Genomic DNA, 25,350 nt, shown 5'->3' on the forward strand with positions numbered 1-25,350 from the left:
CGGGGACCGATTCCCCGCACGAGACACGAGGAGTGTCATGACCCAGAACCTCGGCCAGGCCGACCTGTACGCGCTGCCGATCGAGGGCGCGGAGTTCACCGCGCTGTGCGGCGGCAACCAGGGCGGCGACAACGAGCAGTGCATGGAGATCGCGGCCATCCCCGGCGTGGCGGACGCGTTCGCCATTCGCGACAACAAGGTCGAGGACGGCCCCGTGCTGCGCTTCACCGGCGTGGAGCTGCGCGCGGCGCTGGCCAAGGCCGGCGACGTCATCGGCGCCTGACGCTGACGCACTGACGTTGTCAGTGCCGAGCTCTACAGTCTGAGGCCGACGAGCCTCGGGTGTTCCAGGGCGGGCCCCCGTTCGATGCGGGTGGGGGCCCGCCTTTCGACCTTGGAAGGGGTCACAGCGGTATGGGCGACAGGTTGACCAGCCAGAACTGGGCAGGGCATTGGCACGCGTTCGGGCCGTGGGTCGGGAGCGGGGACACCTACCGGCAGGAGGGGCGGCGGCGGCCGGGCGAGAACCCCGGGGACCCGCAGACCCGCACCTTCCTGGAGGAGAAGCTCCCCCCGATGATGACGGGCCACTGGCTGCTGAAGCGCCGCCAGGTGGCCGCCACCTTGACCACGGTGGAGGACGCCGTGGCGTGGCTCCAGGAGCGCTACGCCGAGGCGCCGCCCATGGTCCGGGAGGACGGCAAGGCCGCCTATTGCTCGCTGGAGTGGAAGGTGAAGTGCGCCCTGGACACGCTGCCCCGGGGCGTTGACGTCACCTGGGCGTACTGGACGCAGTCGCGCATGCTCGCCTCCTACAGCGTCGTGTGCTGTCCCAACCTGTTCCACCAGGGCATCCCCTGTCCCCTTCCGTCCAACGTGACCTCTCTCGATTCGAGGAGGAGGGGGAATGTCCCTTCAGCACTTGCTCCCGCCTGACGGCGTTGAGGAGCTGATGACCCGCTGGCCGGATGAGCCAGCGGTGTACGACCGGGGCCGCACCGACGTGGACACCATCACGGCTGACTGGCTGTGGGAGCACGTCCGCCTGGGCTGTGTGCCGCCGGAGGAGGTGCGCGCCGTCAAGAGCGACGTGCCGTCCATCACCGCGCACGCCTACTCCACGCACGGCCGGCTCGACGGGGCGAGGCTGCTCGCCCTGTACGAGCGCGGCTACACCATCCGCCTGGGGAACCTCCAGCGGTGCATGGCCGCGGTCGGCCGGATGTCCCGCGAGATCCAGCAGGAGACCGGTTACAGCAACTACGTCCACGCGTTCATGACCCCGACCGGTCGCCAGGGCCTCAGCCACCACTGGGACCAGCAGATGGCGGTCATCGTCCAGTTGGAGGGCGTCAAGCGGTGGGAGCTGTGGGCGCCGGTCGTGTCCGCTCCCATGCGCACGTACAACGATTCGGGACGTGTGTGGCGCGAGGAGTGGGTAGACGACTGGGGAGCGCCGTGGCCCGGACCAGGTTGTGCTCCTGGAGCCGGGTCAGTCCCTGCTGGTGCCGCGCGGCTGGATCCACAACCCGCTGGTACCCAAGGACGGCGGCAAGGACAGCGTGCACCTGACGTTCGCGATCAGGGAGCGCACGCCGTTCTGGCTGGCGGAGCAACTCCTGGGCAGCGCGATCGAGGACCCGGAGCTGCGCCGCGTGATCCGGCCTGGTGACCTGCTCGGACCCGGCCTGCCGGACCACCTGGACCAGGTGCGCCAGCGCCTGGTGGACCACCTGTCGGGCGTCGACGTCGCCGCCCTCGCCGAGCAGGTGAGCCGCTGCGCTCTCACCGACCTGGAGTACACCACCTGACCACCCAAGCGCCCGCCCGTTGCCCCGGTCGATCCACTGGCCGGGGCAACGCTGTTTCGGCCCAACGCCTACAAGGAACCGCGCCATGCCTCTGTCTCGCGTCGACTTCGCCGCCCTGCCCGCCGCCGCCCGCCAGGCGGTCACCCGCCACACCGGGCCCGTCCGCTCGATACGCCCCGTGGAGGGCGGCCGCAACAGCGCGGTGGCCGTCATCCTGTCCACCCAGGCCGGGCCCGTCTTCCTCAAGGGCGTGCCCGCCGACCATCCGCAGGCCGTGGCCCAACGGCGTGAGGTGACCATCGCTCCGCACCTGCCCGCGCTCGCGCCGCGGCTGCTGTGGCAGGAGGAGGCGGGCGGGTGGCTGCTCATGGCCTGGGAGGCCGTGGCCGGCCGTCACGCGGACTACCACGTCCCGGCGGACCTGCACCTGGTGCGGGCCGCGTTGGAGGACGTGCAGCGCGTCCGGGCCCCGGCGGGGCTGAAGACTGCCGTGGAGCGGTGGGGGCCATACGCCGATGAGGGGGACGCGGAGCAGTTCGACGGGGACGTCCTGCTGCACACGGAATGGGCGCCGGACAACGTGCTGGTGACCGGCCGTCAGGTGTACCTGGTGGACTGGGCATGGCCTACCCAGGGCGCGGGGTGGATCGACCCGTACACGTGGGCGCTGCGCCTGATGGAGGCCGGCCACTCGGCGGCCTCGGCGGTGGCCTGGGCGTGTCAGGTGCCGTCGTGGCGCGATGGTGACCCCGCAGCGATCCGGGCGTTCGGGGCGGCGGTCGCGCGCGTGTGGCACGAGATCGCCACCCAGGAGCCAGACGCCTGGAAGCTGCATATGGCCGTCCAGGCCGCAGAGTTGCGCGCCTACCTGGCCCTGGAGCCGGGCAAGACGCAGTGCTGACGCCATCGGTGCGACCCATGGCACGTGTAACTCTTTCGGGTGACAAAGGGTCGCCGTACGCATTCATCTAGTCACCGAGGTGAGGACGGGGTTAAATGACACTCGTGTTTCGGCCAAACGGCCGTGACGCGAGATGCAGGCAGCCGCGCCCGAGAGGCGCGGCCGAGCGGTTCCCCTCGTCCATACTCCGCAAGTTGGGCAGGGGGGGACCGCAGGTGGGCCCAGCGGCGAGACGTGCCGCTGGGCCCACTGAGTTATACGGGCCGAAACCCCTTACTGGATCCCCCTCGCACCAAAAAATCTGGGGCGCACGACCTGTTTTCTGGGCGCGCTCCCGGCCGCGCTCCCCTCTCCCTGCGTGGACGGGCCCAGGAGAGTTATAAACGATCAGGCCCCGCAGGTGCGCGAACACCCCGGGGCGTGGCCAACCTGACCACCGTTGAAAGAGAGCAGGTCGACATGCACGACCCTACGGCAGAGGCCCCGGCGGCCGAGTGCTGGCGCCAGGTCGCCGAGGCGTACGTCACGGACGCGTGGCAGGAGTTCGGCTACGCGACGTGGGCGGAATACCTGGCGGGTGAGTGGGACCTGGGCGAGCTGTCCGCCGACCAGCAACGGGCCATCGCGCAACTGCTCTACGACGCAGGCATGCCGATGGTCGCCATCGCGGTGACGCTCCGGGTGAACCGCCGTCTGGTGCCGCAGTACGTCCAGGGCCGTTCTCGGCGCGGCGCGCCGCCCGCCCCGGAGCTGCCGGACGACGAGCTGGAGGCGCGGGCCGGAGCCCTGTACGGCGGGGGCATGCCGATGGTCGACATCGCGGCGACGCTCCGAGTGAACCGCCAGCGGCTGCCCGCGCTCATCCCGGCACGAGGCCGCCGAGGGACGCCCTACAGCGCGGGCGTGTACGTCATCGGGTCCCCCCAGTTCCGCCCGGTGAAGATCGGCAAGGGCAACCCGGCGGAGCGGCTGGCCGAGCTCCAGACCGGCAACCCCTTCCCGCTGGTGATCCTGTGGACCGGCCCCGGGGAGCTGGCCCTGGAGCAGGCGCTGCACGCCCGGTTCGCCGCGTACAGGGTGCGTGGCGAGTGGTTCGAGTTCCCGGCCGACCAGGACCCGGTGGCGGCGGTCGCCCAGGCCGCCCAGGAGCTGGCCGCCGTGGCGTGACCGGAAGTGCGCCAGGCCGTGCGCCAGTTGGCGCACGGACGCCCGGCTGGCTCGGTCCAGCCGGGTCTGGTCCGCTCTGGTCCGGTCTCGTCAGGGGTCGGCTACCTGCGGAAATGAGGAAAGGCCAGGTCAGGGGGTGCGGCCTCTTCCGGTTCAAGTCCGGCTCCGGGCACTTTCCCGCCCACGCAGTGATTCTCAAGCGTGGGCCGGTACTCCGTCGTCAACCCTCGTAGACGGTCAGTACGGCGCCATCGATCTCGATCCGGCGGCCGGCGCGCAGGCCGTCGCGGCGCAGTGTTCTCAGACAGGTGTGGAACAGGGGCAGCTCGTCCGCGTCCAGGACGGCGGCGGCCAGTTCCACGAGTTCGGTCACTGACTGGTCGGTCAGTACCTCGGGCAGCTCACCGGAGAGCAGAACGACCGATTCACCGGCGGGCCCGCGGACCACGGCTGTGGCCGGCCCCCCATGCACGAACAACACATTCCCCCCTGGGAGCCCGGGGGCGTGCGGCTCTCGCTCCTCGGGCAGGACGAGAGACTAGCGGGGGAGTGCGGGGCTTTCGGCCACAGTCGAATTCTTTTTCCGACTGCACGGAAGAGTGAACATCCGCGGTCGCGGACCGCCGGGACAGGCTTCCGGACGGTCACTCCTTTGGCCAGGGGTGGGGGGTCCCGGGCGGTTGCTCGTGCGGCCCGGGTGGGTGCGTGGTGCGGGGGCGCTCTCCGGGGGCGTGGTGCGAGGGCGGGGCCGGGAAGGGCGCGTCCGCGGGTTGGGCCGGCGCCCGGGTGGCCCATGGCGTGGTCGGGCCCGTCATGGACGCGTCCGTGGGACGGGTCAGTGCCCGGGTGGCCGTGAAGGGCGCGTCCGCGGGGTGGGCCGGCGCCCGGGTGGCCCATGGCGTGATCGGGCGCGTCAGGGACGCGTTCGTGGGACGGGTCAGTGCCCGGGTGGCCGTGAAGGGTGTGTCCGCGGGGTGAGTGCGAGACCGGGCGGCCGTTTGCCTCGGGCGGGACCGTTCTCCAGAACGACGCTGGGGCCCGGAACGGGCGTGGCCGGGTGGTTACTTCTTCGGGGTGCGGTCCAGCAGGGACTCCACGAGCGCGGCCACGTGGCGGCGGTCGTCGGCCGAGAGTTTCTGGAGGCTGGCGATGAGCAGGTCCACCTCGGGGTCGGCGTCGGGGGCGGTGCCCGGTGAGCCGTACACATGGATGCCGCAGGCCTCGGCGGCGGAGCGGCGCACGGTGTCCAACGGCAGTTCCAGCCCCTTGGACAGGCCCTCCAGGGTGGTCGACTGGGGCATGCGGACGACGCGGTCGGTGGTCGCCAGGTGGTGGACGGTGGAGCGCGGGATACCGCCGCGGCGCGCCACGTCGCCGTAGGACCAGCCCTTGCGGTCGAGGCGCTCACGGATCAACTGCTGCAGTGCGTTGGCCACGGGTGGGTCACTTCCTGCTCGCCGCTCGGCGGAACCGTCCATGTCGCAGCCGATTCTAAGGGCGGCCCCTCCCGCCGCCGAAAGGGTGATTCCCCGAACGGGTTGCGCAAGGGTCCCGCCAGGCCCTAGTGTCCAATCTCGTTGGACAACACGTCCGACCAAGTTGGACAGAGTGTGGGGGGAACCTGACTCGGTCCGACCGGAAATGCCCATCCCTGAGGGGGAATTGATCATGATGGACGCTCACGAGCTCGAGGCCGAGTCCGCGGAACTGCTGCCGGGCCGGGAGGCCCTCGGTCGGTTGAAGTTCAGCTTCAACAAGACGACCAACGTGACCAAGCACATCGCCAACGTCGAGGCCCACAACTCGTCCCTGGCCGTCAACGACCACTCCTTCGCGTCGGCCGCCGCCTCCAGTGCGGGCCAGAGCATCACGGTCACCCAGTAACACCCGCGCACCACCTCGAACCCGATCCACATCACCTGAAAGGACGTCCGTCATGAGCATGGACATGCACGAGCTGGAGACCGAGTCCGCCGAGCTGCTGCCGGGCCGGGAGGCCCTCGGTCGTCTGAAGTTCAGCTTCAACAAGACGACCAACGTGACCAAGCACATCGCCAACATCCAGGCGGACAACCAGTCCGCGGCGCTCAACGACCACTCCTCGTACTCGGTCGCCGAGTCGCAGGCCTCGCAGTCGATCACCGTCAAGCAGTGACGCCGGCGTGACCACGGCCGTCGGGGTGGACCGCCCGTACCAGCGGTGCGGTCCACCCCGACGGCCATGCAAGGGGGGAAGCGGGGAGGACGTGGGGGGAGACCACATATGACAGTGCTCGGAGACGGACCGCCGACGCTGTACGACCCCGGGCCGGTGCCCGGGCCCGGCGGCTGGCCGGTGACGTACGAGCAGGTGGCCACGGGCAGCCTGCCGGTCGTCGAACAGCCGCTGGTGCCGCGGCTGAGCGCGGGACTGCGACTGCACGGGGAGTACCAGGGGTCGGGCTTCACCGAGCCCAAGTACATCGCCCGCCGGGGGGACGGGCAGGTCGTGCAACTGTCACGGCTGCTGCATCTCGTGGCGTCGTCCGTCGACGGCGTACGCGACACCGAGTCGATCGCCCACCGGGTGAGCGCGAGATTCGGCCGCGAGGTCAGCGGCGAGAACATCCGCTACCTGGTGGAGAAGAAGCTCGAACCGCTCGGGGTGACGGTCCCCGAGGGCCAGGAGAGCGACGAGGTCGACGCACCGCGCTCCGACCTCCTGCTCGCCCTCAAGGGCCACCGGGTCATCTTCGACGAGCGGCGCTCGGCACGGATCGCGCAGATGTTCGCCTGGCTGCACCGGCCGGTCGTGGTCACGGTCATGATGCTGGCGGCCGTGGCCATGGACGTGTGGCTGTTCGCGTTCTACGGGGCGATCGAGCCGGTCCTGGAGGTCCTCGACCAGCCGGTGCTGATCCTGATCGTCTTCGCCCTGACCGTGGCCTCGCTCGTGTTCCACGAGTTCGGCCACGCGTCCGCGTGCACCTACGGCGGCGCCCGGCCCGGGTGCATCGGCTGCGGGATCTTCCTCATCTGGCCGTCGATGTACACCGACGTCACCGACGTCTACCGGATCGGGCGCGGCGGGCGGATCAGGACCGACCTGGGCGGGGTCTACTTCAACGTCGTCTTCATGCTCGCCATGGCCGGGCTGTACTTCGCCACGGGGGAGCCGTTCTTCCTGGCCGCGGTGTACCTCGGGCACTTCGAGATCCTCGAACAGCTGATGCCGGCGGTCCGGCTGGACGGCTACTACATCCTGGGCGACCTCGCCGGGGTTCCGGACCTCTACGGCAAGATCAAGCCGATCCTGCTCGGTCTGGTGCCGGGGAGGAAGGGACGGGCGGCGCGCAAAGAGGTCGCCGGGCTGAAGAAGTCGGCGCGGACCATCGTGGCCACGTGGGTGCTCACCATGGTGCCGCTGATCATCGGCGAGATGGCCTACGCGCTGTGGAACCTGCCCCGGATCATCGCCACGATGACCCGGTCCATGGTCGAGCAGTTCTCCGGCACCGGGTCGGCCTTCGCGGACGGCAAGGTCGTCGAGGGGCTCGTCGGGGTGCTGGGCTGTCTGATGCTGCTGATCCCGATGGGCGGTGTCGTCTATCTGTCCGTGAAGATCGGAGGGCGGCTCCTGCGGGCCGCGAAGCGGTCCACGGCGGGGCGGCCCCGGTTGCGGGTGGCGCTGTGCGCGGTGGTCCTCGCCGGACTGGCGGGCCTCGGTTACGCATGGACGTCCGGGCTGACACCCCAGCCGCTCCCGAAGAAGCCTCCGATCGCGCCGATCCTGCAGCCCGGGGTGTCGACGGAGGAACCGCAGCCCCGCCAGGCCACGACCCCTGACGGCAACGCCTCGACATCGGACGAGGACGCCGCGGACGACCCGGCGGGCACGGGCCCCGGTGCGGTTCCCCCGTCGGCGGCGGGGCGCTCCACGGGCTCCGGCGCCCCCACCCCCGGGACATCCACCGGCGCATCGACGTCCGCCTCACCGGCGTCGTCCGCGACGGCACCGGGCTCTGCGACCGGGGGCTCCTCCCGCGGGCCGGCCTCCCCGACCCAGGGCACATCGGCGGCCCCGGAACCGTCGTCACCGGGTACGGGAGCGGGCCCCTCCACCCCCGTCTCGTCCCCGACCCCGTCGGAAAGCATCCCGCCCTCACCCACCGAGACCGCGTCCCCACCGCCGGCCGGCGGTTCTCCGGGGGCGTCCTGAGCACCCCGGCCGGTCCGGTCGCCACCGCCGCCCCCCGCATCCGTACTCATCCATCCATTCAGGGAGATCCCTTGAACAGCCACCGAAAACCCCGTACCTCCACCCCGTTCACCCGGCGTGCCGTTCGCGTGGGGCTGTTCGCCGCCGGTGTCGCCGGTGTGGCGACCGCCGTGCCGGCGCAGGCCGCGACCGGCGGGGCGACCAAGGTCGCCGTCGCGTCGGACCATGTCTTCAGCCATGCCGACCGTCTCGACCACACGGAGGAGAAGGACTCGTTCACCATCCGGCAGTTCGGCAAGGTGAACGCCGCCACCGTGCGCAACCAGGCCAACGCGGTCTCGTCGGGCTGCACCGCCGACGACGCCTGCCGTTCGGTCGCGCTGTCCTTCCAGATCGTCACCATGGCGGGCGAGCACACCCGCCTGAACGCCGTGAACCTCAGCGACGCCACCAACAAGAGCTGCACCGGCTGCCAGACCCTGGCCGGCGCCTACCAGTTCGTGGTCTCCACGCCCACCCCGCTCACCCTCGACTCCGACCACCGCCGCCAACTCGCCGACATCCACCGCCGGCTGGACACCCTGACCCGCTCGCAGATCCCCGCGGCCGACCTGCGGACCCGGGCCGACGCCCTGGCCGCCGAGGTCAACACCGTCCTCCAGGACGCCGTGGCCGACGCCCCGAAGGGCGACGCGCAGGACGACGTCACCATGCGCCGCCACCTGGACGGCTGGCCCGGCCGCTGACCGTCCGGCCGCCGGGCCCGCGGCAGCCTTCCGCGGGCCCGGCGACCGCGCAGACCGTTGACATCGGCAGACCCCCGGCGCAGACTCGGCACACTTAAGTGAAGGAAATTTCACCACGCGAACAGCGTGCGGCATCACGCCACCCGAGTCAGCGCACACGAACCAAGGTCTCCGAAGGGAACGCCCGATGCGTACCACCGTCGGCATCATCGGAGCCGGCCCCGCCGGCCTCCTCCTCGCCCGGCTCCTCCACAACGCCGGCATCGACTCGGTCGTCCTGGAGAGCCGCGACCGTGCCTACGTCGAGCACCGCCAGCGCGCCGGGATCCTGGAGCAGGGCACGGTCGACGTGCTGCGCGCGGCCGGTGCCGGGGAACGCATGGACCGCGAGGGACTCCCGCACGACGGCATCGAGCTGCGCTACGACAGGAAGCGCCACCGCGTCGACTTCCCCGCACTCACCGACGGCCGGGCCGTGATGGTCTATGCCCAGACCGAGGTCTGCAAGGACCTCATCGCCCTCCAGCTCAAGGACGGCGGCCCCCTGCTGTTCGAGGCGGAGGCCCTGGCCGTCGAGGGCGCCGACACCGATACCCCGCGCGTCCGCTTCCGGCACGAGGGCCGCGAGGACGTCCTGGAGTGCGAGTACGTCGTCGGCTGCGACGGCTTCTGGGGTGTCGCGAGGAAGGCGATACCCGCCGAACTGACCAAAATCTTCGAACGTGCGTACCCCTTCGCATGGCTCGGCATCCTCGCCGACGTCCCGCCCTCCCACGACGAACTCGTCTACGCCCGCCACGACCGCGGCTTCGCCCTCCTGTCCATGCGCTCCCCGACCGTCTCCCGTCTCTACCTCCAGGTCCCCGAGGGCACGGACGCCGGGAGCTGGGGCGACGAGGAGATCTGGGACGAGCTGGAACGCCGCTTCGAGACGGACGACGACTGGAGCCTGGAACGCGGCCCGATCACCCAGAAGTCCGTCACCCCCATGCGCTCCTACGTCCACGAGCCCATGCGCCACGGCCGTCTCTTCCTCGCCGGCGACGCGGCGCACATCGTCCCGCCCACCGGAGCCAAGGGCCTGAACCTCGCCGTCGGGGACGTCGTGACCTTCGCGAGGGCGCTGACGTTCCGGAAGGAGACCGGTTCGGCCGAACGCCTCGACGCCTACTCCGAGACCTGCCTGCGCCGGGTGTGGCAGGCCGAGCGCTTCTCGTACGACATGACGAGCCTCCTGCACCGGGCGCCCGACGCCACTCCCTTCGAGGACCGGATGCAGCTGGCCCGGCTGGAGCGGATCGCCGGCTCGCGGGCCGCCGAGACCGACCTCGCGGAGGGGTACACCGGCTTCCCCTTCGGGTGAGGCCCCTCCAGTGCCGGGAATCACCCGTGCGCGTAGCGTGTTGGCCAGCACATCGAGGGAAGATCCTCCCCAAGCACTAGGGTCATTCCTTTGCCTACCCATTACTCTTGAGGCAAGGCCCACACACGGTGGCCATGGAGGAGTGAAATGAGGAGCAGCAACCCGGTCTTCTCGCGACGGGGGTTCAGCCGCGACAACGGCTACGCGGGCTTCAACACCGCGCCGCAGGCCGGGGGCGGAGCCGTGGGCACGCAGGGCAGCCCCTACGCGCAGCCGCAGGGCAACCCGTACGCGACCAACCCCTATGCCCAGCAGGACCTGCAGCAGGGCGCACCGCCGCAGACCCCGGTGACCACCGGCCGTATGACGATGGACGACGTCGTCATGCGCACCGGCACCACGCTCGGCATCCTGATCGTCACGGCCGCGCTCGCCTGGGCGCTGCTGCCCGTCGACGACGCCAACATCGGCCGCTCGTACGGCATCGGTATCGGTGCCGCGGTGATCGGCATGGTCCTGGCGCTCGTCCAGTCCTTCAAGCGCACGGCCACGCCCGCGCTGATCGTGTCGTACGCCGCGTTCGAGGGCGTGTTCCTCGGCGTCATCTCCAGCATCGTCGACAACCGCATCGCGAGCGGCGCGGCCATGCAGGCCGTGATCGGCACCCTGGCGGTCTTCGCCGCGGTCCTGGTGGCGTACAAGGCCGGCTGGATCCGCGTCAACCGGCGGTTCTACGGCTTCGTCATGGCGGCCGCGCTCGGCTTCATGCTGCTGATGGTGGTCAACCTGCTGTTCGCCGCCTTCGGCGGCGGTGACGGCCTCGGCTTCCGCAGTGGCGGCCTCGGCATCCTGTTCGGCATCATCGGCGTCCTGCTCGGCGCGTGCTTCCTCGCCCTCGACTTCAAGCAGGTCGAGGACGGCATCGCCTACGGCGCCCCGCGCGAGGAGGCGTGGCTGGCCGCGTTCGGTCTCACGCTGACGCTGGTGTGGATCTACATGGAGTTCCTGCGACTCATCGCGATCCTCAACAGCAACGACTAGTCCTCGACGGTCGTACGGCGAAGGGCCCTCGGTCGCGACCGGGGGCCCTTCGGCATGTGCGCAGCTCAGAAGTACCTGCGCGCGGCCCTCCTCAGGTCGTACTCGTGGATGATCGCCTTGGCGTGGCCGTACGCGAGGTTGTGTTCGTGGCGGAGCCAGCTGACCTTTTCCTCGAAGCGGAAGAGGGCCGGGCCTTCGTCGACGGTGCGGAGCCAGTCGGAGACTTCACGACCGGTGCAGTGGGGAATGCGGGCGAGCAGGTTGCGGTGGGTCTCCTCGGAGAGGACGTGGGACATCGGCGCCTCCGGACGCAAAGGGGATGTAAGCCGGTCCTTCAGGTCACCGTGCCTGAGCGTTCGCCTGTTGGCAACAGTCCCGGTGGGACGCGTACGGTTGCCGGGTGGCTGATACTGCGCGTCTGACCCGGGCTGTGGACCATTTCGCCGACCGTCTGCGGGCCGCGCCGCAGAGCCGGTTGCAGCGGGGCGCTGCCGCTGAGGCGCTGGGGCTGGCCCGGGAGTTCGCCCGTCGGACGCAGGTTCTGGAGGAGCCGGGGACCGAACTTCGCGAGATGCCGGACGCGGGGATGTTCGCCGCCGCCGACCAGATCACCGTGGCCGTACATGACCTGGCTCTCGTCCTGACGGACGAGAGCCAACTGGAAGAAGCGATGGAACTGGTGGCACAGGCCCAGCAGCGCGCCGGGGTGTGACTCCTACAGGGACGCTATGACCCGGTCCGCCAGGATGTAGACGTTCTCCTCGCCGCACGCGAACGTCAGCGTGTACGCGCCCGAGACGCCCGAGCCGCCCAGCAGCACCGGGGTCTCGCCCGCGCGCAGGGCCGCGGAGAGGCGCTCGGCCGTCTCGCGGTGACCCGGGGTCATGCAGAGGGTCGTGCCGTCGGCGAAGACGTAGACGTCCAGCGTGCCCAGGGGGCCCGGGCGGACGTCGGCCAGTTCGGTGCCGGAGGCCGCCAGTTCCTCCAGGGTCGCCACCGTGCGTTCGTGGTCGCCCACCATCGGTGAGCCGACCGGGACGAAGTCCGGGTGGGAGGGGTGGCGGCGGCGGGCCGCGGCCAGTTCGGGGCTGTCTCCGGGGGTGCCGCCGGCGAACTCGTCCGCGTCGGCCGACGACTCCGACACCGGCTCCAGGCCCACGAAATCGGCCTGTCGGGGCAGGAACAGGTCACTGTCGGGCAGTCCGAGCAGCGTGGGCGCGTCGGAGGCGTCACGGGCCTCCTGGGCAGCCCAGAAGGCACGCGCCTCGGCGAGTTCGCGCTCGCGTTCCTCGGCGAGGGCCTCGGCCACGGCGGCACGTATCTCGTCGACGTCAGCGGCGAGGCGGGCGGCCGGTACGAGACCCCGTGCGGGCGCGGAGTTGTTCCTGGCGAGCTCGGTGTGCAGGGCGGCGACCTGTCGGCGCAACACCATGAGGGTGCGCAGGACGGCGACGCCCACGGCGCCCGTGGCGGCCGTGGTGACCAACAAGGCGATCGGCATGGCGCTCACTGACGTACTCCCGGTTCAAAGTCGACCCCCGACTTCCTACATCAGCTTGAAGGGCGGACTATCCAACTGTCAGTGCGTAACGTCACGAATCGGACAGGACTTTGGGTCGGGGGTTTGGTGGTGAAACGGCTCTGACCTGCGTAGATCCCTTCCAGAAGGGAGATAGGTCACATCCTGGGGGAGATTGGATCACAAATCGGCCCAGAACCTTGGAGTTTCCCCGGTTCTGGGCCAAAGAGTGGCACTAAGTGCCCGTGTGGATACGGAGCGTTGACGTTCTTGTCGCCTTTTAGCTCAGACGCTCGATGACCATCGCCATGCCCTGGCCGCCGCCCACGCACATGGTCTCCAGACCGAACTGCTTGTCGTGGAACTGGAGGGAGTTGATGAGCGTGCCGGTGATGCGGGCGCCCGTCATGCCGAACGGGTGGCCGACGGCGATCGCGCCGCCGTTGACGTTCAGCTTGTCGAGGTCGATGCCGAGGTCTCGGTAGGAGGGGATCACCTGGGCGGCGAACGCCTCGTTGATCTCGACCAGGTCGATGTCGTCGATGGTGAGGCCGGCGCGGCGCAGGGCCTGGTTGCTGGCCTCGACCGGGCCGAGGCCCATGATCTCGGGGGAGAGGCCGGAGACGCCGGTCGACACGATGCGGGCGAGCGGGGTGAGGCCGAGCTCGCGGGCCTTGGTGTCGCTCATGATGACGACCGCGGCGGCGCCGTCGTTGAGGGGGCAGCAGTTGCCGGCGGTGACCAGGCCGTCGGGGCGGAAGACCGGCTTCAGGCCCTGGACACCCTCCATGGTGACGCCGGCGCGGGGGCCGTCGTCCTTGGAGACGACCGAGCCGTCGGGGAGCGTGACCGGGGTGATCTCGCGCTCCCAGAAGCCGTTCTTGATGGCTTCCTCGGCGAGGTTCTGCGAGCGGACGCCGAACTCGTCCATGTCCTGGCGGGTGACGCCCTTGAGGCGGGCCAGGTTCTCGGCGGTCTGGCCCATCGCGATGTATGGGTCGGGGACGAGGCCGTCCTCGCGCGGGTCGTGCCAGGTGGTGCCCTCCTGCTGGGCGACCTCGGCGGTGCGGGCCTCGGCCTCGGCGAAGAGCGGGTTGCGCGTGTCCGGGAGGCTGTCGGAGTTGCCCTTGGCGAAGCGGGACACCATCTCCACGCCCGCCGAGATGAAGACATCGCCCTCGCCCGCCTTGATGGCGTGCAGGGCCATCCGGCTGGTCTGGAGGGAGGAGGAGCAGTACCGGGTGATCGTGCAGCCGGGGAGGTGGTCCATGCCCATCTGCACGGCGACGATACGGCCGAGGTTGTTGCCCTGTTCGCCGCCCGGCAGACCACATCCGAGCATCAGGTCTTCGATGTCCCTGGGGTCGAGCTCCGGGACCTTGGCGAGTGCGGCCTGGATGATCGTGGCGGCGAGGTCGTCCGGGCGCAGGTCCTTGAGGGAGCCCTTGAAGGCGCGGCCGATGGGGGAGCGGGCGGTCGAGACGATCACGGCTTCGGGCATCACGGCTCCATTGGCGTACGAGGGTGTTCTTCGGTCTTCGGGTCGTGGCTGCTTGGGAAGTTACCCGTACGTATGGCCTGGGTCACGGGGGTGACGGTGTGACCTTTGTCTAAGCGCTTGCTTTGTAGGGTGGCGGTTGCGCCGGCCGGGTCACTGGACGCCCGTCGCGCTGGTGGGTGACGGCTCCGCCTCCTTGACCCGCCGCCTCCGCCTGCGCTTCAGCAGAGCCCATGGCCCCTTCGGACCCGTCGGCATCGCGGCCGCGACCTCCGTGCCCGCCTCCGACGCTGCCTCCGCCGCGGCCCTCGCCACCGGCAGGAAGCCCTCGCGGCGGGAGGCGTCCGGGCGGTCCTCGTCGGCCGGCCAGAGGCTCAGGGCCGCGCACACCGTCGGCAGCACCGCCATCGCCGCTGTCGCATAGCCCTCCGCCGAGGGGTGGTAGTTGTCGGGGCCGAACAACTCCCGCGGGTTCGCCTCGAACTCCGGGCCCAGCAGGTCGCCCAGGGACACCGTGCGGCCGCCCTGTTCCACCGCCCCGATCGTCTGCGCGGCCGCCAGTTGGCGCGAGGCCCGGCGGGCCAGCCACCGCAGCGGCTGCTGGACCGGCTCGATCGTGCCCAGGTCGGGACAGGTGCCGACCACGACCTCGGCACCGGCCGTGCGCAGCCGCCGTACCGCGGAGGACAGAAAGCGCACGGAACGCGTCGCCGGCATCCGGTGCGTGACGTCGTTCGCGCCGATCATGATCACGCAGACGTCCGGGATCCGTTCGGGGTCCGCCAGTGTCAGCGCCACCTGACGGTCCAGGTCGTCCGAGGTGGCGCCGGGCAGGGCGACGTTACGCAGTTCCACCGGGCGCTCCGCCACCGCCGCCAGGCCGGACGCCAGCAGGGCGCCCGGGGTCTGGCCCGCCCGGTGCACCCCCTGGCCCGCGGCCGTGGAGTCGCCCAGCATCACCAGCCGCAGGGGCGGCTCGCCGACGGTGGCGTAGACGTGGCCGTACCGTCCCTCGGCCTGCGGGACGTGCGGCGTCGTGCCGTTGCCCACCTGCCGTCTGGCCAGCCGCACCTCCGCCAGCAACAGCCCCATGGCCGCCGCGCCGACCAGACCGATCCCACCGCCGCCGTATGCGGCGCCGGCCGCGATCCGCCTGGCCGTCCTCGCCCTCGACATGCTCGTCATACGTCGCCGCCACCTCCGTCGAACCCGCTACACCCACTCCTTGCCCCGCACGGACCGTGGCCCAATCCCAACAGGGAGTGAACGACCGTCATGGCGCCCGATCAGGCCATAGGCTGGCTGGACCACTAGGACCACTTCTTTTGCAAGCATCCGGAGACAACGGTGCAATTCCACGACTCGATGATCAGCCTCGTCGGCAACACCCCGCTGGTGAGGCTCAACAGCGTGACCAAGGGCATCAAGGCGACCGTCCTGGCCAAGGTCGAGTACTTCAACCCCGGCGGCTCCGTGAAGGACCGCATCGCCCTGCGCATGATCGAGGCGGCGGAGGAGAGCGGGGCGCTGAAGCCCGGGGGCACCATCGTCGAGCCGACCAGCGGAAACACCGGGGTCGGGCTTGCCATCGTGGCGCAGCAGAAGGGGTACCACTGCATCTTCGTGTGCCCCGACAAGGTGTCGACGGACAAGATCAACGTCCTGCGGGCCTACGGCGCCGATGTCGTCGTCTGCCCGACCGCCGTGGACCCCGAGCACCCGGACTCCTACTACAACGTCTCCGACCGGCTGGTGCGCGAGACGCCCGGCGCGTGGAAGCCCGACCAGTACTCCAACCCCAACAACCCGCTCTCCCACTACCACTCCACCGGCCCCGAGCTGTGGGAGCAGACGGAGGGGAAGATCACCCACTTCGTGGCGGGCGTCGGCACCGGCGGCACCATCTCCGGCACCGGCCGCTACCTGAAGGACGCCAGTGACGGCAAGGTCCAGGTCGTCGGCGCCGACCCCGAGGGGTCCGTGTACTCCGGCGGGTCCGGGCGGCCGTATCTCGTCGAGGGCGTCGGCGAGGACTTCTGGCCGACCGCCTACGACCGGACCGTCGCCGACGAGATCGTCGCGGTGTCGGACAAGGACTCCTTCCAGATGACCCGCCGGCTGGCCAAGGAGGAGGGCCTGCTGGTGGGCGGCTCCTGCGGCATGGCCGTCGTCGCGGCCCTGCGGGTCGCCGAGCGCCTGGACGAGAACGGCGTCGTGGTGGTCCTGCTCCCGGACAGCGGGCGCGGATACCTCTCGAAGATCTTCAACGACGAGTGGATGGCCGACTACGGCTTCCTGGAGGACGAGGGCCCGAGCGCCCGCGTCGCCGACGTCCTGAACGACAAGGTGCACGGCGCCATCCCCTCCCTGGTCCACATGCACCCGGACGAGACCGTCGGCCAGGCGATCGAGGTCCTGCGCGAGTACGGCGTCTCGCAGATGCCGATCGTCAAGCCGGGCGCCGGTCACCCGGACGTGATGGCCGCGGAGGTCGTCGGCTCGGTCGTCGAACGCGAGCTGCTCGACGCCCTGTTCACCCAGCGGGCCTCGCTGGAGGACCCGCTGGAGAAGCACATGTCGGCCCCCCTGCCCCAGGTCGGTTCCGGCGAGCCGGTCGGCGACCTGATGTCGGTCCTCGGCCGGGCGGACGCGGCCATCGTCCTCGTGGAGGGCAAGCCCACCGGCGTCATCAGCCGCCAGGATCTGCTGGCCTTCCTCGCCAAGGGCGGGAAGTAGCGGGAAACGTCCGGTGAACGCCGGGTGCCGGAGGCGAACTTGCGGTTTCCCACCGAAAGGGTGGACTTCGCGGAACTGGTACGAGCGTGTCACGTCCGCGCAGCACACGCTTAACACGGGTCCGGCACATTGGTGGATGTCGGCAGGGCGGGAGCGGCTCCCCGCCCCAGCCGGCACCGAAACGTCCAAGGACCTCCGGAGCGGCTCCCGGACCTCCATGGACGCCGGACGTGAGACCTGGCCTGACCCGGTCGACGTCCTTCGCGGGGACCGCCGTCGTCCCGCCCCCCGGTAACGGGGGTGCGGCGGTCCCCGCGCATTATTTTTTTACGGCCGCGTCCGGCACCCTGCCCACCCGCCGCCGTCGAGCCACGCCTGACGGACCCCGAGCCGGTGTCAGCCCTCCCAGTCGCCGTCCTTGGACGACCCGCGGTGACGGCGGCCCCGGAACAGGTCCGGGTTGGTGCGGGCGGCCTGGAAGGCGTTGACGCCGACGATGCCGGCCCAGGCGACCAGGAGACCCGGGAGATGGGCCAGGCCGCCGCCGATCGCGGAGAGCGGGATCGCCAGGACCATGGAGACGATGCCGAAGCCGTAGCGTTCGCCGAAGGAGTCGGTGGACTTGGGCGAGCGGGCACCCCGGGCCGTCACCATCTGCTGCTCGGCGAGCTGCCGGCGCAGACGGCGGTCCACGGCGCCGTCGATCCGCTGGTCGACCTTCTCCAGGAACGAGTCGACCAGCGCGGACTCGTACTCCTCGCCCAGTTCCCTGCGGGCCTGCAGGGTGGCGTTGAGTTCCTTCTTGAGTTCGGGGTCCCGCTCATCCATTGGGGTCATGGAACCCACGGTAGGCAGCCGGAACGCCCGCTGCACTGGGGTTATCCCCCCTGTTGAAGCGGGGGTCCCTCCTAGGCCAGCCCGTGCTGCTTCGCGTACGCGTTCGCCACGTCCTCCGGGTCCTTCTTGTCGTTGTCGACCTGGCTGTTGAGCTGGGTGAGCTGCTCGGTGGTGAGGACGTTGCCGAGGCGGGCGAGCGCCTTGCGGACCGTGTCGTCGGCCTTGCGGTCGGCGATGAGGGGGACGATGTGCTGGCTGGGGATGAGGTTCCTGGGATCGGTCAGCACCACCCAGCCGTTGGCCGCGATGTCGGTGTCGGTGGTGAAGAGGTTCGCCACGTCCACGTCCCCCTTCTTCAGAGCGCCCTTGACCAGCGGGCCGTCCGAGTCGAGCGACTTGAACTCCTTGAACTCGACGCCGTACACGTCCTTCAGCCCGACCGCGCCCACCCGGCGCTTCTTCACCTCGGGCGCGGCCCCGATGACCAGCTCGCCGTTCTGCTTGGCGAGGTCGGCGAGGGAGGTCAGGCCGTACTTCCGTGCCGTCGCCCGGGTGACGGCGAAGCAGTCGGAGTCGGCCGCCTGGCCGTACGGCAGTACCTGGAGGCCGCCGGGCAGTGCCACGGTGAGCGCGTTCTGCATGGTGCCCGGCTCGGCGGAGGCGTCCTTCGGGGCGAGGTAGTTGAGCAGGGCGCCCTGGTACTCGGGCAGCAGGTCGATGTCGCCCGCCTTGAGCGCGGGGATCACGATCTCGCGGGTGCCGAGGTTCGGGCGGACCTTCACCTTCACGCCGGCCTGCTGGAGCACCGCCGCGTAGAGGTAGCCCAGCACCTGGTTCTCGGTGAAGTTGGCGGTGCCGATGGTGAGACCGCCCTTGCTGGAGCCGCCGCCACCGGACGAGCTCCCCTGGCCGTCGAGGGAGGTGACGCCGCTGGAGCAGGAGGCGAGGGCGGGGACGGAGGCCGCTGCGAAGAGGCCGCCGAGGAGAGTGCGTCGGTTCATCGAAAGGTCCCTAGGCAGTGCGGGTGGGGGTCCCCCCGCTCGAGCGAAGTCGAGAGTGGGGGAGGAAGAGGAAGCGCTGGAGGCCGGACAGCAGCAGGTCGAGGGCCACGGCGACCACGGCGACCAGCACCGCCCCGCCGAGCACCTGTACGAGGTCGCGCTGGGCGAGGCCGTCGAAGACGTAGCGGCCCAGGCCGCCGAAGGAGACGTAGGCCGCGATGGTCGCGGTGGCGACGACCTGGATCAGTGCCAGGCGCAGGCCGGTCATGATCAGGGGGAGGGCGAGCGGCAGTTCGACCTGGAGGAGGACCTGGTGGCCGCGCATCCCCTGGCCGCGGGCGGCATCGCGAACGTCCGGGTCGACGGCCGTCATGCCGGCGTAGGTGTTGGTGACGATCGCCGGGACCGCGAGGGCGACCAGGGCGACGTAGACCGGGAGCATGGACAGGCCGCCGGCCAGGAAGACCAGCACGACCAGGCCGACGGTCGGCAGGGCGCGGCCGAAGGAGGCGAGGTTGATCGCGAGGAAGGCGCCCTTGCCGGTGTGGCCGATCAGCAGGCCGAGGGGGAGGCCGATCGCGGCCGCGACGAGGGTCGCGAGGAGTGAGTACTGGAGGTGCTCGGCGAGGCGGTGGGCGATGCCGTCCGAGCCGGTCCACTGGGAGCCGCTGGTCAGCCAGGTGCCGAGGTTCTTGAAGAGTTCGTACATGTCAGGCTCGCCTCCGCCGCCACGGGGTCAGGACGTACTGGAGGGCCACCAGCAGGGCGTCCGCGACCACGGCGAGCAGGAGCGTGAGGACCACGCCCACGATCACCGGGGTCGGGAAGTCGCGCTGGAAGCCGTCGGTGAAGAGCTGGCCGAGGCCGCCGTCGCCGATGTAGGTGGCGACCGACACCAGGGAGATCGACATCACGGTCGCGATCCGCACGCCCGCCATGATCACCGGGAGCGCGAGGGGGAGTTCGACGGTGAGGAGCGTGCGCAGGGGGCGCGTGCCCATCGCCTTCGCGGCCTCCTTCGTCCTCGCGGGGACCGAGTCGAGGCCCTCGACCGTGTTCCGCAGCAGGACGACCAGGGTGTAGACCGTCAGGCCGATCACGGTCGTGGTGCGGGTCAGACCGCTGACCGGCAGCAGAAGCACGAAGATCGCGATGGACGGGATGGTGAACAGGACGTTCGAGAGCCCGAGCAGGAAGCCGCGCAGGGGGCGGATCCGGTGGGCGACCACCGCGAGGGGCAGCGAGATCAGCAGGCCGAAGAAGACGGCGCTCAGGGCTGCCTGGAGGTGCGAGACCGTCAGGGTGGTCAGGTCGTCGGTGTGGCCGGATATCCACGACCAGTCGATGGTCATGCGGCCACCCGGGCTTCCGTGTGGGCGCGGCCCGCGTGCCGGTGGATGTCGTCGCGGGAGGTGACACCGGTCAGGACGCCGTCGGCGTCGACGCGGGCGACCAGACCGGTGGGGGAGGCGAGGGACTCGTCGAGGGCGGCGAGCAGGGAGTCGCCGTCCTTGAGGGGCCGCACGGGGAGTTCGAGGGCGTCCGCCGAGCGCCAGTGCGCCGGCTTCCCGGCTTCGTCGCGCACGAGGGTCCAGGCGCCGCCGTCCGGGGCCGGGCCCTGCGGGACCTCGGCCAGGGTCTTCAGCGAGAGCAGCTTCAGGCCGCGCTCGGCGCCGAGGAAGTCGGCCACGAAGTCGTCGGCCGGACGGGCGAGGAGCTCGGCGGGCGGGGCGCACTGGACGAGGTGACCGCCGGTGCGGAAGATCGCGATGCGGTCGCCGAGGCGTACGGCCTCGTCGACGTCATGGGTGACGAAGACGATGGTCTTGCTCAACTCCTTCTGGAGCCGGAGCAGTTCGTCCTGGAGCTGGGTGCGCACCACCGGGTCGACCGCGCCGAAGGGCTCGTCCATGAGGAGCACCGGCGGGTCGGCGGCGAGGGCGCGGGCGACACCGACGCGCTGTTGCTGGCCGCCGGAGAGCTGGTGGGGGTACCGCTTGCCGGCCTCGGCGGTCAGGCCGACCGTCTCCAGCAGTTCCGCCGCCCGGGCCCGGGCCTTCCTGCGGCCGTGGCCGAGCAGAAGCGGGACGGTGGCGATGTTGTCCAGCACCGTGCGGTGCGGGAAGAGGCCCGACTGCTGGATGACGTACCCGATGGAGCGGCGTAGTCCGGCCGCGTCCTGCTCGGTGACGTCCTTGCCGCCGACCTTGATGGTGCCGGAGGTCGGCTCGACCATCCGGTTGATCATTCTGAGGGTGGTCGTCTTGCCGCAACCGGAGGATCCGACGAGGACGGTCACGCCGCCTTCCGGCATGTCGAGGGTGAGATCGTGCACTGCTGTCGTGCCGTTGGGGAAGCGCTTGTGGACCGTGTCGAACTGGATCATGAGATGTCCCTTGCCCGGCTGTATAACGTCATGCAGAGTTCTCGGTAGCTGAATAGGTTGTCAACGGTTCGGTGTTAATCCGAGGTAACGGATGACCGGCAGGCAAGATCAGTTGTCCGCTTTGAGGGGAGTTTGAGCTAGATGTCGTCTCGGATCGTGGACACTCCTGATCCCGTCAAGGTCGGGCACACGGGCTTGGTGATCCTCGACGGGATCGGTCTCGGCGTCGCGGACGTCGTCCGCCTCGCCGACGGGAGCGCGCGACCGGTGCCCGGGACCGACGCGATGAAGCGCGTGACGGAGTCCTGGGACGCCGCCCGCCAGATCGCCGCGACCGGACGCGTCTACGGCCGCTCGACCGGTGTCGGCGCCAACCGGAACGAGGACGTGCCCACCGAGGCGGCCGCCGAACACGGTCTGCGGCTGCTGCGCAGCCACGCCGGCGCGATCGGCGAGGAACTCCCGGCCCGGCAGGTCCGGGCGACGCTCGCGGTGCGGGCCAACCAACTGCTCGCGGGGGGCGCGGGGCTGCGGCCGACCGTCGTGACGGCCCTGTGCGAGGCCCTGGAGAGCGGGGCGTATCCGGTCGTCAACGAGTTCGGCTCGGTGGGCACGGGGGACATCGCGGCCCTGGCCCAGGTGGGACTGGCGCTGGCGGGGGAGCATCCCTGGCGAGGGGCGGACGGCGCTGCCGGGGGTGCCCCCGAGCCCCAGCTCCTCGACAACAACGACGCCCTGGCCTTCATCAGCAGCAATGCCCTCACCCTCGGCCAGGCCGCCCTCGCGCTGCACGAACTGCGCGGGCTCATCGAGGCCACGCAGGTCGTCGGGGCGCTGTCGCTGCTGGCCGTGGACGGGTCGCACGAGGCGTACGCCGCCCCCGTGCACGCCGCCCGCCCGCACCGCGGATCCGTCGAAGTGGCGCGGCGGATGCGGGAGTTGATCGGGGCGGAGGACCGGCCCACCCCGCCGCTCGGCCGGATCCAGGACCCGTACGGCTTCCGGTGCCTCCCCCAGATCCACGGGCCCGCCCAGGACGCCGCCGACACCCTGGAGGAGGTCCTCGCGATCGAGATCAACGCGGCCGCCGAGAACCCCCTCATCTCGCCCGAGGACATGGCCGCCTACCACCACGGCGGCTTCTACCAGGCCCAACTCGCCCTGGCACTCGACCACTTCAGGCTGGCCCTCACCCAGGTCGCCCGCCTGTCCACGTCCCGGCTCTCCACGCTCAACGAGCCCGCCTTCACCCGCCTGAGGCCCTTCCTCGCCGACCAGGAGCCCGCCTCCTCCGGCGTGATGATCCTGGAGTACGCCGCCGGAGCCGCCCTCGGCGACCTGCGGGCCTTCTCCGCGCCCGCCTCGCTCGGCCACGCTGTACTCTCCCGAGGCGTCGAGGAACAGGCCAGCTTCGCCTCGCTCGCCGCCCGTCAGACACTGCGTGCCTGCGGCGCGTACCGTCTCGTCGTCGGCTGCGAACTCGTGGCCGCCGTAAGGGCGCTGCGCCAGCGCGACCTCCGGCCCGACCCGGACCTCCCGGTGGGCCGCGCGCTGGAGCTCGCCGAGGCGGTGCTCGAAGAGGACGCGGCCGACCGGCCGCTCACGGGCGACGTGACGGCGGCGGCCGCACTGCTCGACCGGTTCACGGACATCTGGAGGGGGAGCGAGGCATGACCGACACGGGTGGAGTGGACACTCCCGCGGGACGGCTGCAGGCACTGTTCGAGGGGCACCGGCTCACGCCGACCCAGCGGCGCATCGCACACAGCATGGTGCGGCGGGCCGCGGACGTGCCGTTCCTGTCCAGCGTGGAGCTGGCCGAACTGGCCGGGGTCAGCCAGCCCTCCGTCACCCGCTTCGCCGTCGCCCTCGGCTTCGACGGCTACCCCGCCCTGCGCCGACACCTGCGCGAGGTCGCGCCCGCCGAACAGTCGGCGGCCTCGGCGTCGTACAACGAGTACCAGCAGGCCGTCGAGGCCGAGATCGAGAACCTCAGGCACCTGGCGGAGATCCTCGCCGACCCGCGGCCGGTGCAGAGGGCCGGCCGGCTGCTCGCCGCCTCCCGCCCCCTGCCGGTGCTCGGTCTGCGGGCCGCCGCCTCCCAGGCGTACGGCTTCGCGTACTTCGCCGCCAAGGTCCACCCGGACGTACGGCTGCTCAACGAGGGCGGCACGATGATCCACGACCGCATCGACGCCGCCGTCCGCGCGGGCGCCTCGACCCTGCTGTGCTTCGCGCTGCCCCGGCACCCCCGTGAGGTCGTCGACACCCTCGCCTACGCCAAGGAGGCGGGCCTGAGCGTCGTCACGGTCGCCGACTCCGCCTTCGCCCCGGTCGCCAAGGTCTCCGACCTGCTGCTGCCCGCCGCCGTCGGCACCGGCCTCGCCTTCGACACCGCCTGCGCCCCGATGCTCCTCGGCCGGGTGCTGCTGGAGGCGATGTGCGACGACCTGCCGGACGCGCAGGCCCGGCTGGAGGAGTTCGACGCGCGGGCGGCGGCGCGGGGACTCTTCGTGGAGTAGCGCGTTTTTTCAGACTCGTCTCACGTTCGCTCGCTACTCTCCCGGCCCAGCAGGACTGTGCCAGGACGACGAGGAGGCGGGACGTGGCACGCGCAGATCGCAGGGCTCAGGGGCTGGCTCGGGTGGCCGTCGTCGTGCGCGCCGGGGCGGCGCCGCTGTGGTGGCTCGGAGTGTTCGCGGCGGGCGTCGGGCTGCTGATCCCGGGCCTGACCGGGCGCCGGATCGGGGTGATGGCGGGCGCGGCGCTGTTCATCGTCGCCGTGGCCGTGGTGTCGTACAGCCGTCGCAAGCGGTACACGACGCTGGGGCGGGCGGCCGCTCGCGCGGGAAAGCACGACGTGCTCCAGGACCGTGCGGTCAGTGAGCGCAACTGGCGCCGCGGACACCGCTGGTGGCTGCTGCTGGCCTGGCTGGTCGCGCTGGCGAGTTCGTTCGCCGTGCCCGTCGCGGGCGGCATGCTGCTGGCCGGGTGCGGTACCGGCCTGAGGCTCAAGGCCGCCTGGCTCGGGCGGCGCGAGCGGGCCGAGGACGCGCTGCTGTGGGTGCGGGTCGACTGGCTCGCCGCGAACGGCGGCCGCCCGGCCGGCAAGGCGGTCAGGGCGTACCGCAGCACGGGTATCGCGGCGGGCGACGCGGCCCCGGGAGGATCGCGCCGCCGCACCGCGGCACTCGTCTAGTTCCGGTGCTCCCGGGTCACACCTCCAGGTCGTTTTCGATCTGCCTCAGCTGGTGGCGGGCCATCGCGAGGTTGGAGCGCTTGGCGTCCAGGACCAGGTAGAGGAAGAGTCCGTTGCCACCGCGTCCGCTGATCAGGCGGATCAGGTGGTACTGGTCGGACAGGGTGATCAGGATGTCCTCGATCTGGCCCTTGAGGCCGAGGTGTTCCATCGTGCGCATCTTCGCGCGGACCACGTCGGTGTTGCCCGCGGCGGCCACGTTCAGGTCGAACCCCTTGCTGCCGCCCATGGTGCCGAGCGCCATGCCGCTGGTGTAGTCGACGAGCGCGACGCCGGTCGCGCCCTCGATGGAGGCGAGAGCCTCCTTCAGTGTGGTTTCGGTGTTGGCCATGACTGTGTCTCCTCGTTCTCTCAACTTTCGGTGGTGGTGCGGGCCGCCGTCGGTGCGGTGGCCGCTGCGCGCGGGTCCGCGGGTTTGGCCCGGGACGTGCGAGCCGCTCTGGCACGTGCCGGAGCGGGCTTCGCGGGCGCCTTCGTGATGGCTTCTGTGTGCTCGGCGGCCGCGCTGTCGACGAGCTCCCCGATCCGGGCACCCGCCCGGCGGCCCTCGAGATGCAGGCGGCCGACGTTGACCCGGTCCTGCGCGAGCAGGGTGACGACGGCCCCGGCGCCCGCCGCGTACGTGGCGACGTAGCCGTAGACGCCCCGCACGAGCAGTTCGCGCAGGTCGCCCTGGCCGGTCTCGTCGGCCAGCTGGGCGGCGAGCGCCCGGGTGGCCCCGGTGAGCGCGGCCACGGCCTCCGGATCGACACCCGGGGTGTCCTGGGCCAGGACGAGACCGTCGGCGTCCGCCGCGAGGGCGCCCGTGAGCTGCGGCACCCGGGCTCTGAGCCGGCGCAGCTCCTCCAGGATCCCGTCCTGAGCTGCTGCCATCAGGTCTCTCCTCT

30 protein-coding genes and 1 pseudogene are annotated in these 25,350 nt (G+C 70.9%); 18 read left to right on the forward strand and 13 right to left on the reverse strand.

Annotated features, from left to right (window positions below):
• Nucleotides 1-37: 37 nt before the first annotated feature.
• The 6 genes and pseudogenes from M2157_RS28510 (at nt 38) to M2157_RS28535 (ending at nt 3,879) form a co-directional block, all read left to right on the forward strand.
• Complete coding sequence (locus M2157_RS28510; protein ID WP_280866609.1) at nt 38-283, forward strand: DUF397 domain-containing protein; 246 nt, start codon at nt 38-40, stop codon at nt 281-283.
• Between the two features lie 131 nt (nt 284-414).
• A complete protein-coding gene (locus tag M2157_RS28515; RefSeq protein ID WP_280866610.1) occupies nt 415-936 on the forward strand; it encodes a hypothetical protein in 522 nt (173 codons plus the stop codon).
• Between the two features lie 340 nt (nt 937-1,276).
• Nucleotides 1,277-1,336, forward strand: a pseudogene (locus tag M2157_RS28520) (hypothetical protein); the annotation flags it as partial.
• 139 nt (nt 1,337-1,475) lie between these two features.
• A complete protein-coding gene (locus M2157_RS28525; protein WP_280868380.1) occupies nt 1,476-1,811 on the forward strand; it encodes a cupin domain-containing protein in 336 nt (111 codons plus the stop codon).
• Nucleotides 1,812-1,896: 85 nt separating this feature from the next.
• On the forward strand, nt 1,897-2,712 hold the full coding sequence (locus tag M2157_RS28530) for an aminoglycoside phosphotransferase (RefSeq protein ID WP_280866611.1): 816 nt from the start codon (nt 1,897-1,899) through the stop codon (nt 2,710-2,712).
• Between the two features lie 459 nt (nt 2,713-3,171).
• Nucleotides 3,172-3,879, forward strand: coding sequence for a GIY-YIG nuclease family protein (locus M2157_RS28535; RefSeq protein WP_280866612.1), 708 nt, complete (start codon nt 3,172-3,174; stop codon nt 3,877-3,879).
• Nucleotides 3,880-4,099: 220 nt separating this feature from the next.
• Here the strand turns inward: M2157_RS28535 and M2157_RS28540 are convergent, their stop codons facing one another.
• Nucleotides 4,100-4,351 carry a hypothetical protein gene (locus M2157_RS28540; RefSeq protein ID WP_280858129.1) on the reverse strand — a complete coding sequence of 84 codons (252 nt, stop codon included), beginning with the start codon at nt 4,349-4,351 and terminating at the stop codon, nt 4,100-4,102.
• Nucleotides 4,352-4,704: 353 nt separating this feature from the next.
• Between M2157_RS28540 and M2157_RS28545 the strand changes: the two genes are divergently transcribed.
• Nucleotides 4,705-4,857, forward strand: coding sequence for a hypothetical protein (locus M2157_RS28545; RefSeq protein WP_280866613.1), 153 nt, complete (start codon nt 4,705-4,707; stop codon nt 4,855-4,857).
• A gap of 83 nt (nt 4,858-4,940) precedes the next feature.
• Here the strand turns inward: M2157_RS28545 and M2157_RS28550 are convergent, their stop codons facing one another.
• On the reverse strand, nt 4,941-5,315 hold the full coding sequence (locus M2157_RS28550; protein ID WP_266518361.1) for a helix-turn-helix transcriptional regulator: 375 nt from the start codon (nt 5,313-5,315) through the stop codon (nt 4,941-4,943).
• Between the two features lie 232 nt (nt 5,316-5,547).
• Between M2157_RS28550 and M2157_RS28555 the strand changes: the two genes are divergently transcribed.
• The 6 genes from M2157_RS28555 to M2157_RS28580 all read left to right on the forward strand — a co-directional run bounded on the left by M2157_RS28555 (nt 5,548) and on the right by M2157_RS28580 (nt 11,227).
• Nucleotides 5,548-5,763: a hypothetical protein gene (locus M2157_RS28555; protein WP_225886303.1), complete on the forward strand. Its 216-nt coding sequence runs from the start codon at nt 5,548-5,550 to the stop codon at nt 5,761-5,763.
• Nucleotides 5,764-5,815: 52 nt separating this feature from the next.
• A complete protein-coding gene (locus M2157_RS28560) occupies nt 5,816-6,034 on the forward strand; it encodes a hypothetical protein (RefSeq protein ID WP_053848216.1) in 219 nt (72 codons plus the stop codon).
• A gap of 108 nt (nt 6,035-6,142) precedes the next feature.
• Nucleotides 6,143-8,077 (forward strand): hypothetical protein, encoded by a 1,935-nt coding sequence (locus M2157_RS28565; RefSeq protein WP_280858128.1) that lies wholly within the window; start codon nt 6,143-6,145, stop codon nt 8,075-8,077.
• 71 nt (nt 8,078-8,148) lie between these two features.
• Nucleotides 8,149-8,823: a hypothetical protein gene (locus tag M2157_RS28570; protein ID WP_280858127.1), complete on the forward strand. Its 675-nt coding sequence runs from the start codon at nt 8,149-8,151 to the stop codon at nt 8,821-8,823.
• Between the two features lie 187 nt (nt 8,824-9,010).
• Entirely contained in the window at nt 9,011-10,186 is a 1,176-nt protein-coding gene (locus M2157_RS28575) for a 4-hydroxybenzoate 3-monooxygenase (RefSeq protein WP_280858126.1), read from the forward strand.
• A gap of 147 nt (nt 10,187-10,333) precedes the next feature.
• A complete protein-coding gene (locus M2157_RS28580) occupies nt 10,334-11,227 on the forward strand; it encodes a Bax inhibitor-1/YccA family protein (protein ID WP_280858125.1) in 894 nt (297 codons plus the stop codon).
• Nucleotides 11,228-11,292: 65 nt separating this feature from the next.
• Here M2157_RS28580 and M2157_RS28585 read toward each other — a convergent pair whose 3' ends face one another.
• Entirely contained in the window at nt 11,293-11,523 is a 231-nt protein-coding gene (locus M2157_RS28585; protein ID WP_007382546.1) for a DUF4287 domain-containing protein, read from the reverse strand.
• Nucleotides 11,524-11,627: 104 nt separating this feature from the next.
• Between M2157_RS28585 and M2157_RS28590 the strand changes: the two genes are divergently transcribed.
• A complete protein-coding gene (locus M2157_RS28590; RefSeq protein WP_280858124.1) occupies nt 11,628-11,939 on the forward strand; it encodes a hypothetical protein in 312 nt (103 codons plus the stop codon).
• Nucleotides 11,940-11,942: 3 nt separating this feature from the next.
• Here M2157_RS28590 and M2157_RS28595 read toward each other — a convergent pair whose 3' ends face one another.
• The 3 genes from M2157_RS28595 to M2157_RS28605 form a co-directional block, all read right to left on the reverse strand.
• Complete coding sequence (locus tag M2157_RS28595; protein WP_280858123.1) at nt 11,943-12,737, reverse strand: hypothetical protein; 795 nt, start codon at nt 12,735-12,737, stop codon at nt 11,943-11,945.
• Nucleotides 12,738-13,026: 289 nt separating this feature from the next.
• Entirely contained in the window at nt 13,027-14,247 is a 1,221-nt protein-coding gene (locus M2157_RS28600) for an acetyl-CoA C-acetyltransferase (RefSeq protein ID WP_280866614.1), read from the reverse strand.
• A 150-nt stretch (nt 14,248-14,397) separates the two neighbouring features.
• Nucleotides 14,398-15,429 carry an SGNH/GDSL hydrolase family protein gene (locus M2157_RS28605; RefSeq protein WP_280858121.1) on the reverse strand — a complete coding sequence of 344 codons (1,032 nt, stop codon included), beginning with the start codon at nt 15,427-15,429 and terminating at the stop codon, nt 14,398-14,400.
• A 162-nt stretch (nt 15,430-15,591) separates the two neighbouring features.
• Between M2157_RS28605 and M2157_RS28610 the strand changes: the two genes are divergently transcribed.
• A complete protein-coding gene (locus tag M2157_RS28610; protein WP_280858120.1) occupies nt 15,592-16,980 on the forward strand; it encodes a cystathionine beta-synthase in 1,389 nt (462 codons plus the stop codon).
• Nucleotides 16,981-17,376: 396 nt separating this feature from the next.
• Here M2157_RS28610 and M2157_RS28615 read toward each other — a convergent pair whose 3' ends face one another.
• The 5 genes from M2157_RS28615 to M2157_RS28635 form a co-directional block, all read right to left on the reverse strand.
• Nucleotides 17,377-17,808, reverse strand: coding sequence for a hypothetical protein (locus M2157_RS28615; RefSeq protein ID WP_280859040.1), 432 nt, complete (start codon nt 17,806-17,808; stop codon nt 17,377-17,379).
• Nucleotides 17,809-17,888: 80 nt separating this feature from the next.
• Entirely contained in the window at nt 17,889-18,818 is a 930-nt protein-coding gene (locus M2157_RS28620; protein ID WP_280858119.1) for an ABC transporter substrate-binding protein, read from the reverse strand.
• Nucleotides 18,819-18,828: 10 nt separating this feature from the next.
• Nucleotides 18,829-19,527 (reverse strand): ABC transporter permease, encoded by a 699-nt coding sequence (locus M2157_RS28625; RefSeq protein WP_280858118.1) that lies wholly within the window; start codon nt 19,525-19,527, stop codon nt 18,829-18,831.
• Nucleotide 19,528: 1 nt separating this feature from the next.
• Nucleotides 19,529-20,170: an ABC transporter permease gene (locus tag M2157_RS28630; RefSeq protein WP_280858117.1), complete on the reverse strand. Its 642-nt coding sequence runs from the start codon at nt 20,168-20,170 to the stop codon at nt 19,529-19,531.
• Nucleotides 20,167-21,204, reverse strand: coding sequence for an ABC transporter ATP-binding protein (locus M2157_RS28635; protein WP_280858116.1), 1,038 nt, complete (start codon nt 21,202-21,204; stop codon nt 20,167-20,169). The genes M2157_RS28630 and M2157_RS28635 overlap by 4 nt, the downstream gene beginning before the upstream one ends.
• Nucleotides 21,205-21,345: 141 nt before the next feature.
• On the opposite strand from M2157_RS28635, the gene M2157_RS28640 reads away from it, so the two are divergent.
• The 3 genes from M2157_RS28640 (at nt 21,346) to M2157_RS28650 (ending at nt 24,403) form a co-directional block, all read left to right on the forward strand.
• Nucleotides 21,346-22,878, forward strand: a complete 1,533-nt coding sequence (locus M2157_RS28640; RefSeq protein ID WP_280858115.1) for an aromatic amino acid ammonia-lyase — start codon at nt 21,346-21,348, stop codon at nt 22,876-22,878.
• Entirely contained in the window at nt 22,875-23,726 is an 852-nt protein-coding gene (locus M2157_RS28645) for a MurR/RpiR family transcriptional regulator (protein WP_280858114.1), read from the forward strand. Before M2157_RS28640 ends, M2157_RS28645 begins: the two co-directional genes overlap by 4 nt.
• Before the next feature lie 83 nt (nt 23,727-23,809).
• Nucleotides 23,810-24,403 (forward strand): hypothetical protein, encoded by a 594-nt coding sequence (locus tag M2157_RS28650; RefSeq protein WP_280866615.1) that lies wholly within the window; start codon nt 23,810-23,812, stop codon nt 24,401-24,403.
• 16 nt (nt 24,404-24,419) lie between these two features.
• On the opposite strand, the gene M2157_RS28655 is transcribed toward M2157_RS28650, so the two are convergent.
• Both M2157_RS28655 and M2157_RS28660 read right to left on the reverse strand, forming a co-directional pair.
• Nucleotides 24,420-24,794, reverse strand: a complete 375-nt coding sequence (locus M2157_RS28655; RefSeq protein ID WP_266518429.1) for a hypothetical protein — start codon at nt 24,792-24,794, stop codon at nt 24,420-24,422.
• Between the two features lie 20 nt (nt 24,795-24,814).
• Nucleotides 24,815-25,336 carry a roadblock/LC7 domain-containing protein gene (locus tag M2157_RS28660; RefSeq protein WP_266518431.1) on the reverse strand — a complete coding sequence of 174 codons (522 nt, stop codon included), beginning with the start codon at nt 25,334-25,336 and terminating at the stop codon, nt 24,815-24,817.
• Nucleotides 25,337-25,350: the final 14 nt, after the last annotated feature.

This window comes from Streptomyces sp. SAI-127, assembly GCF_029894425.1.
GTDB lineage: Bacteria > Actinomycetota > Actinomycetes > Streptomycetales > Streptomycetaceae > Streptomyces.

Bases quoted from the DNA above. Each gene is read 5' to 3' on its own strand.
- M2157_RS28555 (WP_225886303.1), top strand. From the start codon at position 5,548: ATGATGGACGCTCACGAGCTCGAGGCCGAGTCCGCGGAACTGCTGCCG.
- M2157_RS28635 (WP_280858116.1), bottom strand. From the start codon at position 21,204: ATGATCCAGTTCGACACGGTCCACAAGCGCTTCCCCAACGGCACGACA.
- M2157_RS28625 (WP_280858118.1), bottom strand. From the start codon at position 19,527: ATGTACGAACTCTTCAAGAACCTCGGCACCTGGCTGACCAGCGGCTCC.
- M2157_RS28530 (WP_280866611.1), top strand. From the start codon at position 1,897: ATGCCTCTGTCTCGCGTCGACTTCGCCGCCCTGCCCGCCGCCGCCCGC.
- M2157_RS28645 (WP_280858114.1), top strand. From the start codon at position 22,875: ATGACCGACACGGGTGGAGTGGACACTCCCGCGGGACGGCTGCAGGCA.
- M2157_RS28620 (WP_280858119.1), bottom strand. From the start codon at position 18,818: ATGAACCGACGCACTCTCCTCGGCGGCCTCTTCGCAGCGGCCTCCGTC.
- M2157_RS28585 (WP_007382546.1), bottom strand. From the start codon at position 11,523: ATGTCCCACGTCCTCTCCGAGGAGACCCACCGCAACCTGCTCGCCCGC.
- M2157_RS28580 (WP_280858125.1), top strand. From the start codon at position 10,334: ATGAGGAGCAGCAACCCGGTCTTCTCGCGACGGGGGTTCAGCCGCGAC.
- M2157_RS28660 (WP_266518431.1), bottom strand. From the start codon at position 25,336: ATGGCAGCAGCTCAGGACGGGATCCTGGAGGAGCTGCGCCGGCTCAGA.
- M2157_RS28515 (WP_280866610.1), top strand. From the start codon at position 415: ATGGGCGACAGGTTGACCAGCCAGAACTGGGCAGGGCATTGGCACGCG.
- M2157_RS28575 (WP_280858126.1), top strand. From the start codon at position 9,011: ATGCGTACCACCGTCGGCATCATCGGAGCCGGCCCCGCCGGCCTCCTC.
- M2157_RS28510 (WP_280866609.1), top strand. From the start codon at position 38: ATGACCCAGAACCTCGGCCAGGCCGACCTGTACGCGCTGCCGATCGAG.
- M2157_RS28600 (WP_280866614.1), bottom strand. From the start codon at position 14,247: ATGCCCGAAGCCGTGATCGTCTCGACCGCCCGCTCCCCCATCGGCCGC.
- M2157_RS28630 (WP_280858117.1), bottom strand. From the start codon at position 20,170: ATGACCATCGACTGGTCGTGGATATCCGGCCACACCGACGACCTGACC.
- M2157_RS28640 (WP_280858115.1), top strand. From the start codon at position 21,346: ATGTCGTCTCGGATCGTGGACACTCCTGATCCCGTCAAGGTCGGGCAC.
- M2157_RS28535 (WP_280866612.1), top strand. From the start codon at position 3,172: ATGCACGACCCTACGGCAGAGGCCCCGGCGGCCGAGTGCTGGCGCCAG.
- M2157_RS28565 (WP_280858128.1), top strand. From the start codon at position 6,143: ATGACAGTGCTCGGAGACGGACCGCCGACGCTGTACGACCCCGGGCCG.
- M2157_RS28560 (WP_053848216.1), top strand. From the start codon at position 5,816: ATGAGCATGGACATGCACGAGCTGGAGACCGAGTCCGCCGAGCTGCTG.
- M2157_RS28615 (WP_280859040.1), bottom strand. From the start codon at position 17,808: ATGGATGAGCGGGACCCCGAACTCAAGAAGGAACTCAACGCCACCCTG.
- M2157_RS28605 (WP_280858121.1), bottom strand. From the start codon at position 15,429: ATGACGAGCATGTCGAGGGCGAGGACGGCCAGGCGGATCGCGGCCGGC.
- M2157_RS28655 (WP_266518429.1), bottom strand. From the start codon at position 24,794: ATGGCCAACACCGAAACCACACTGAAGGAGGCTCTCGCCTCCATCGAG.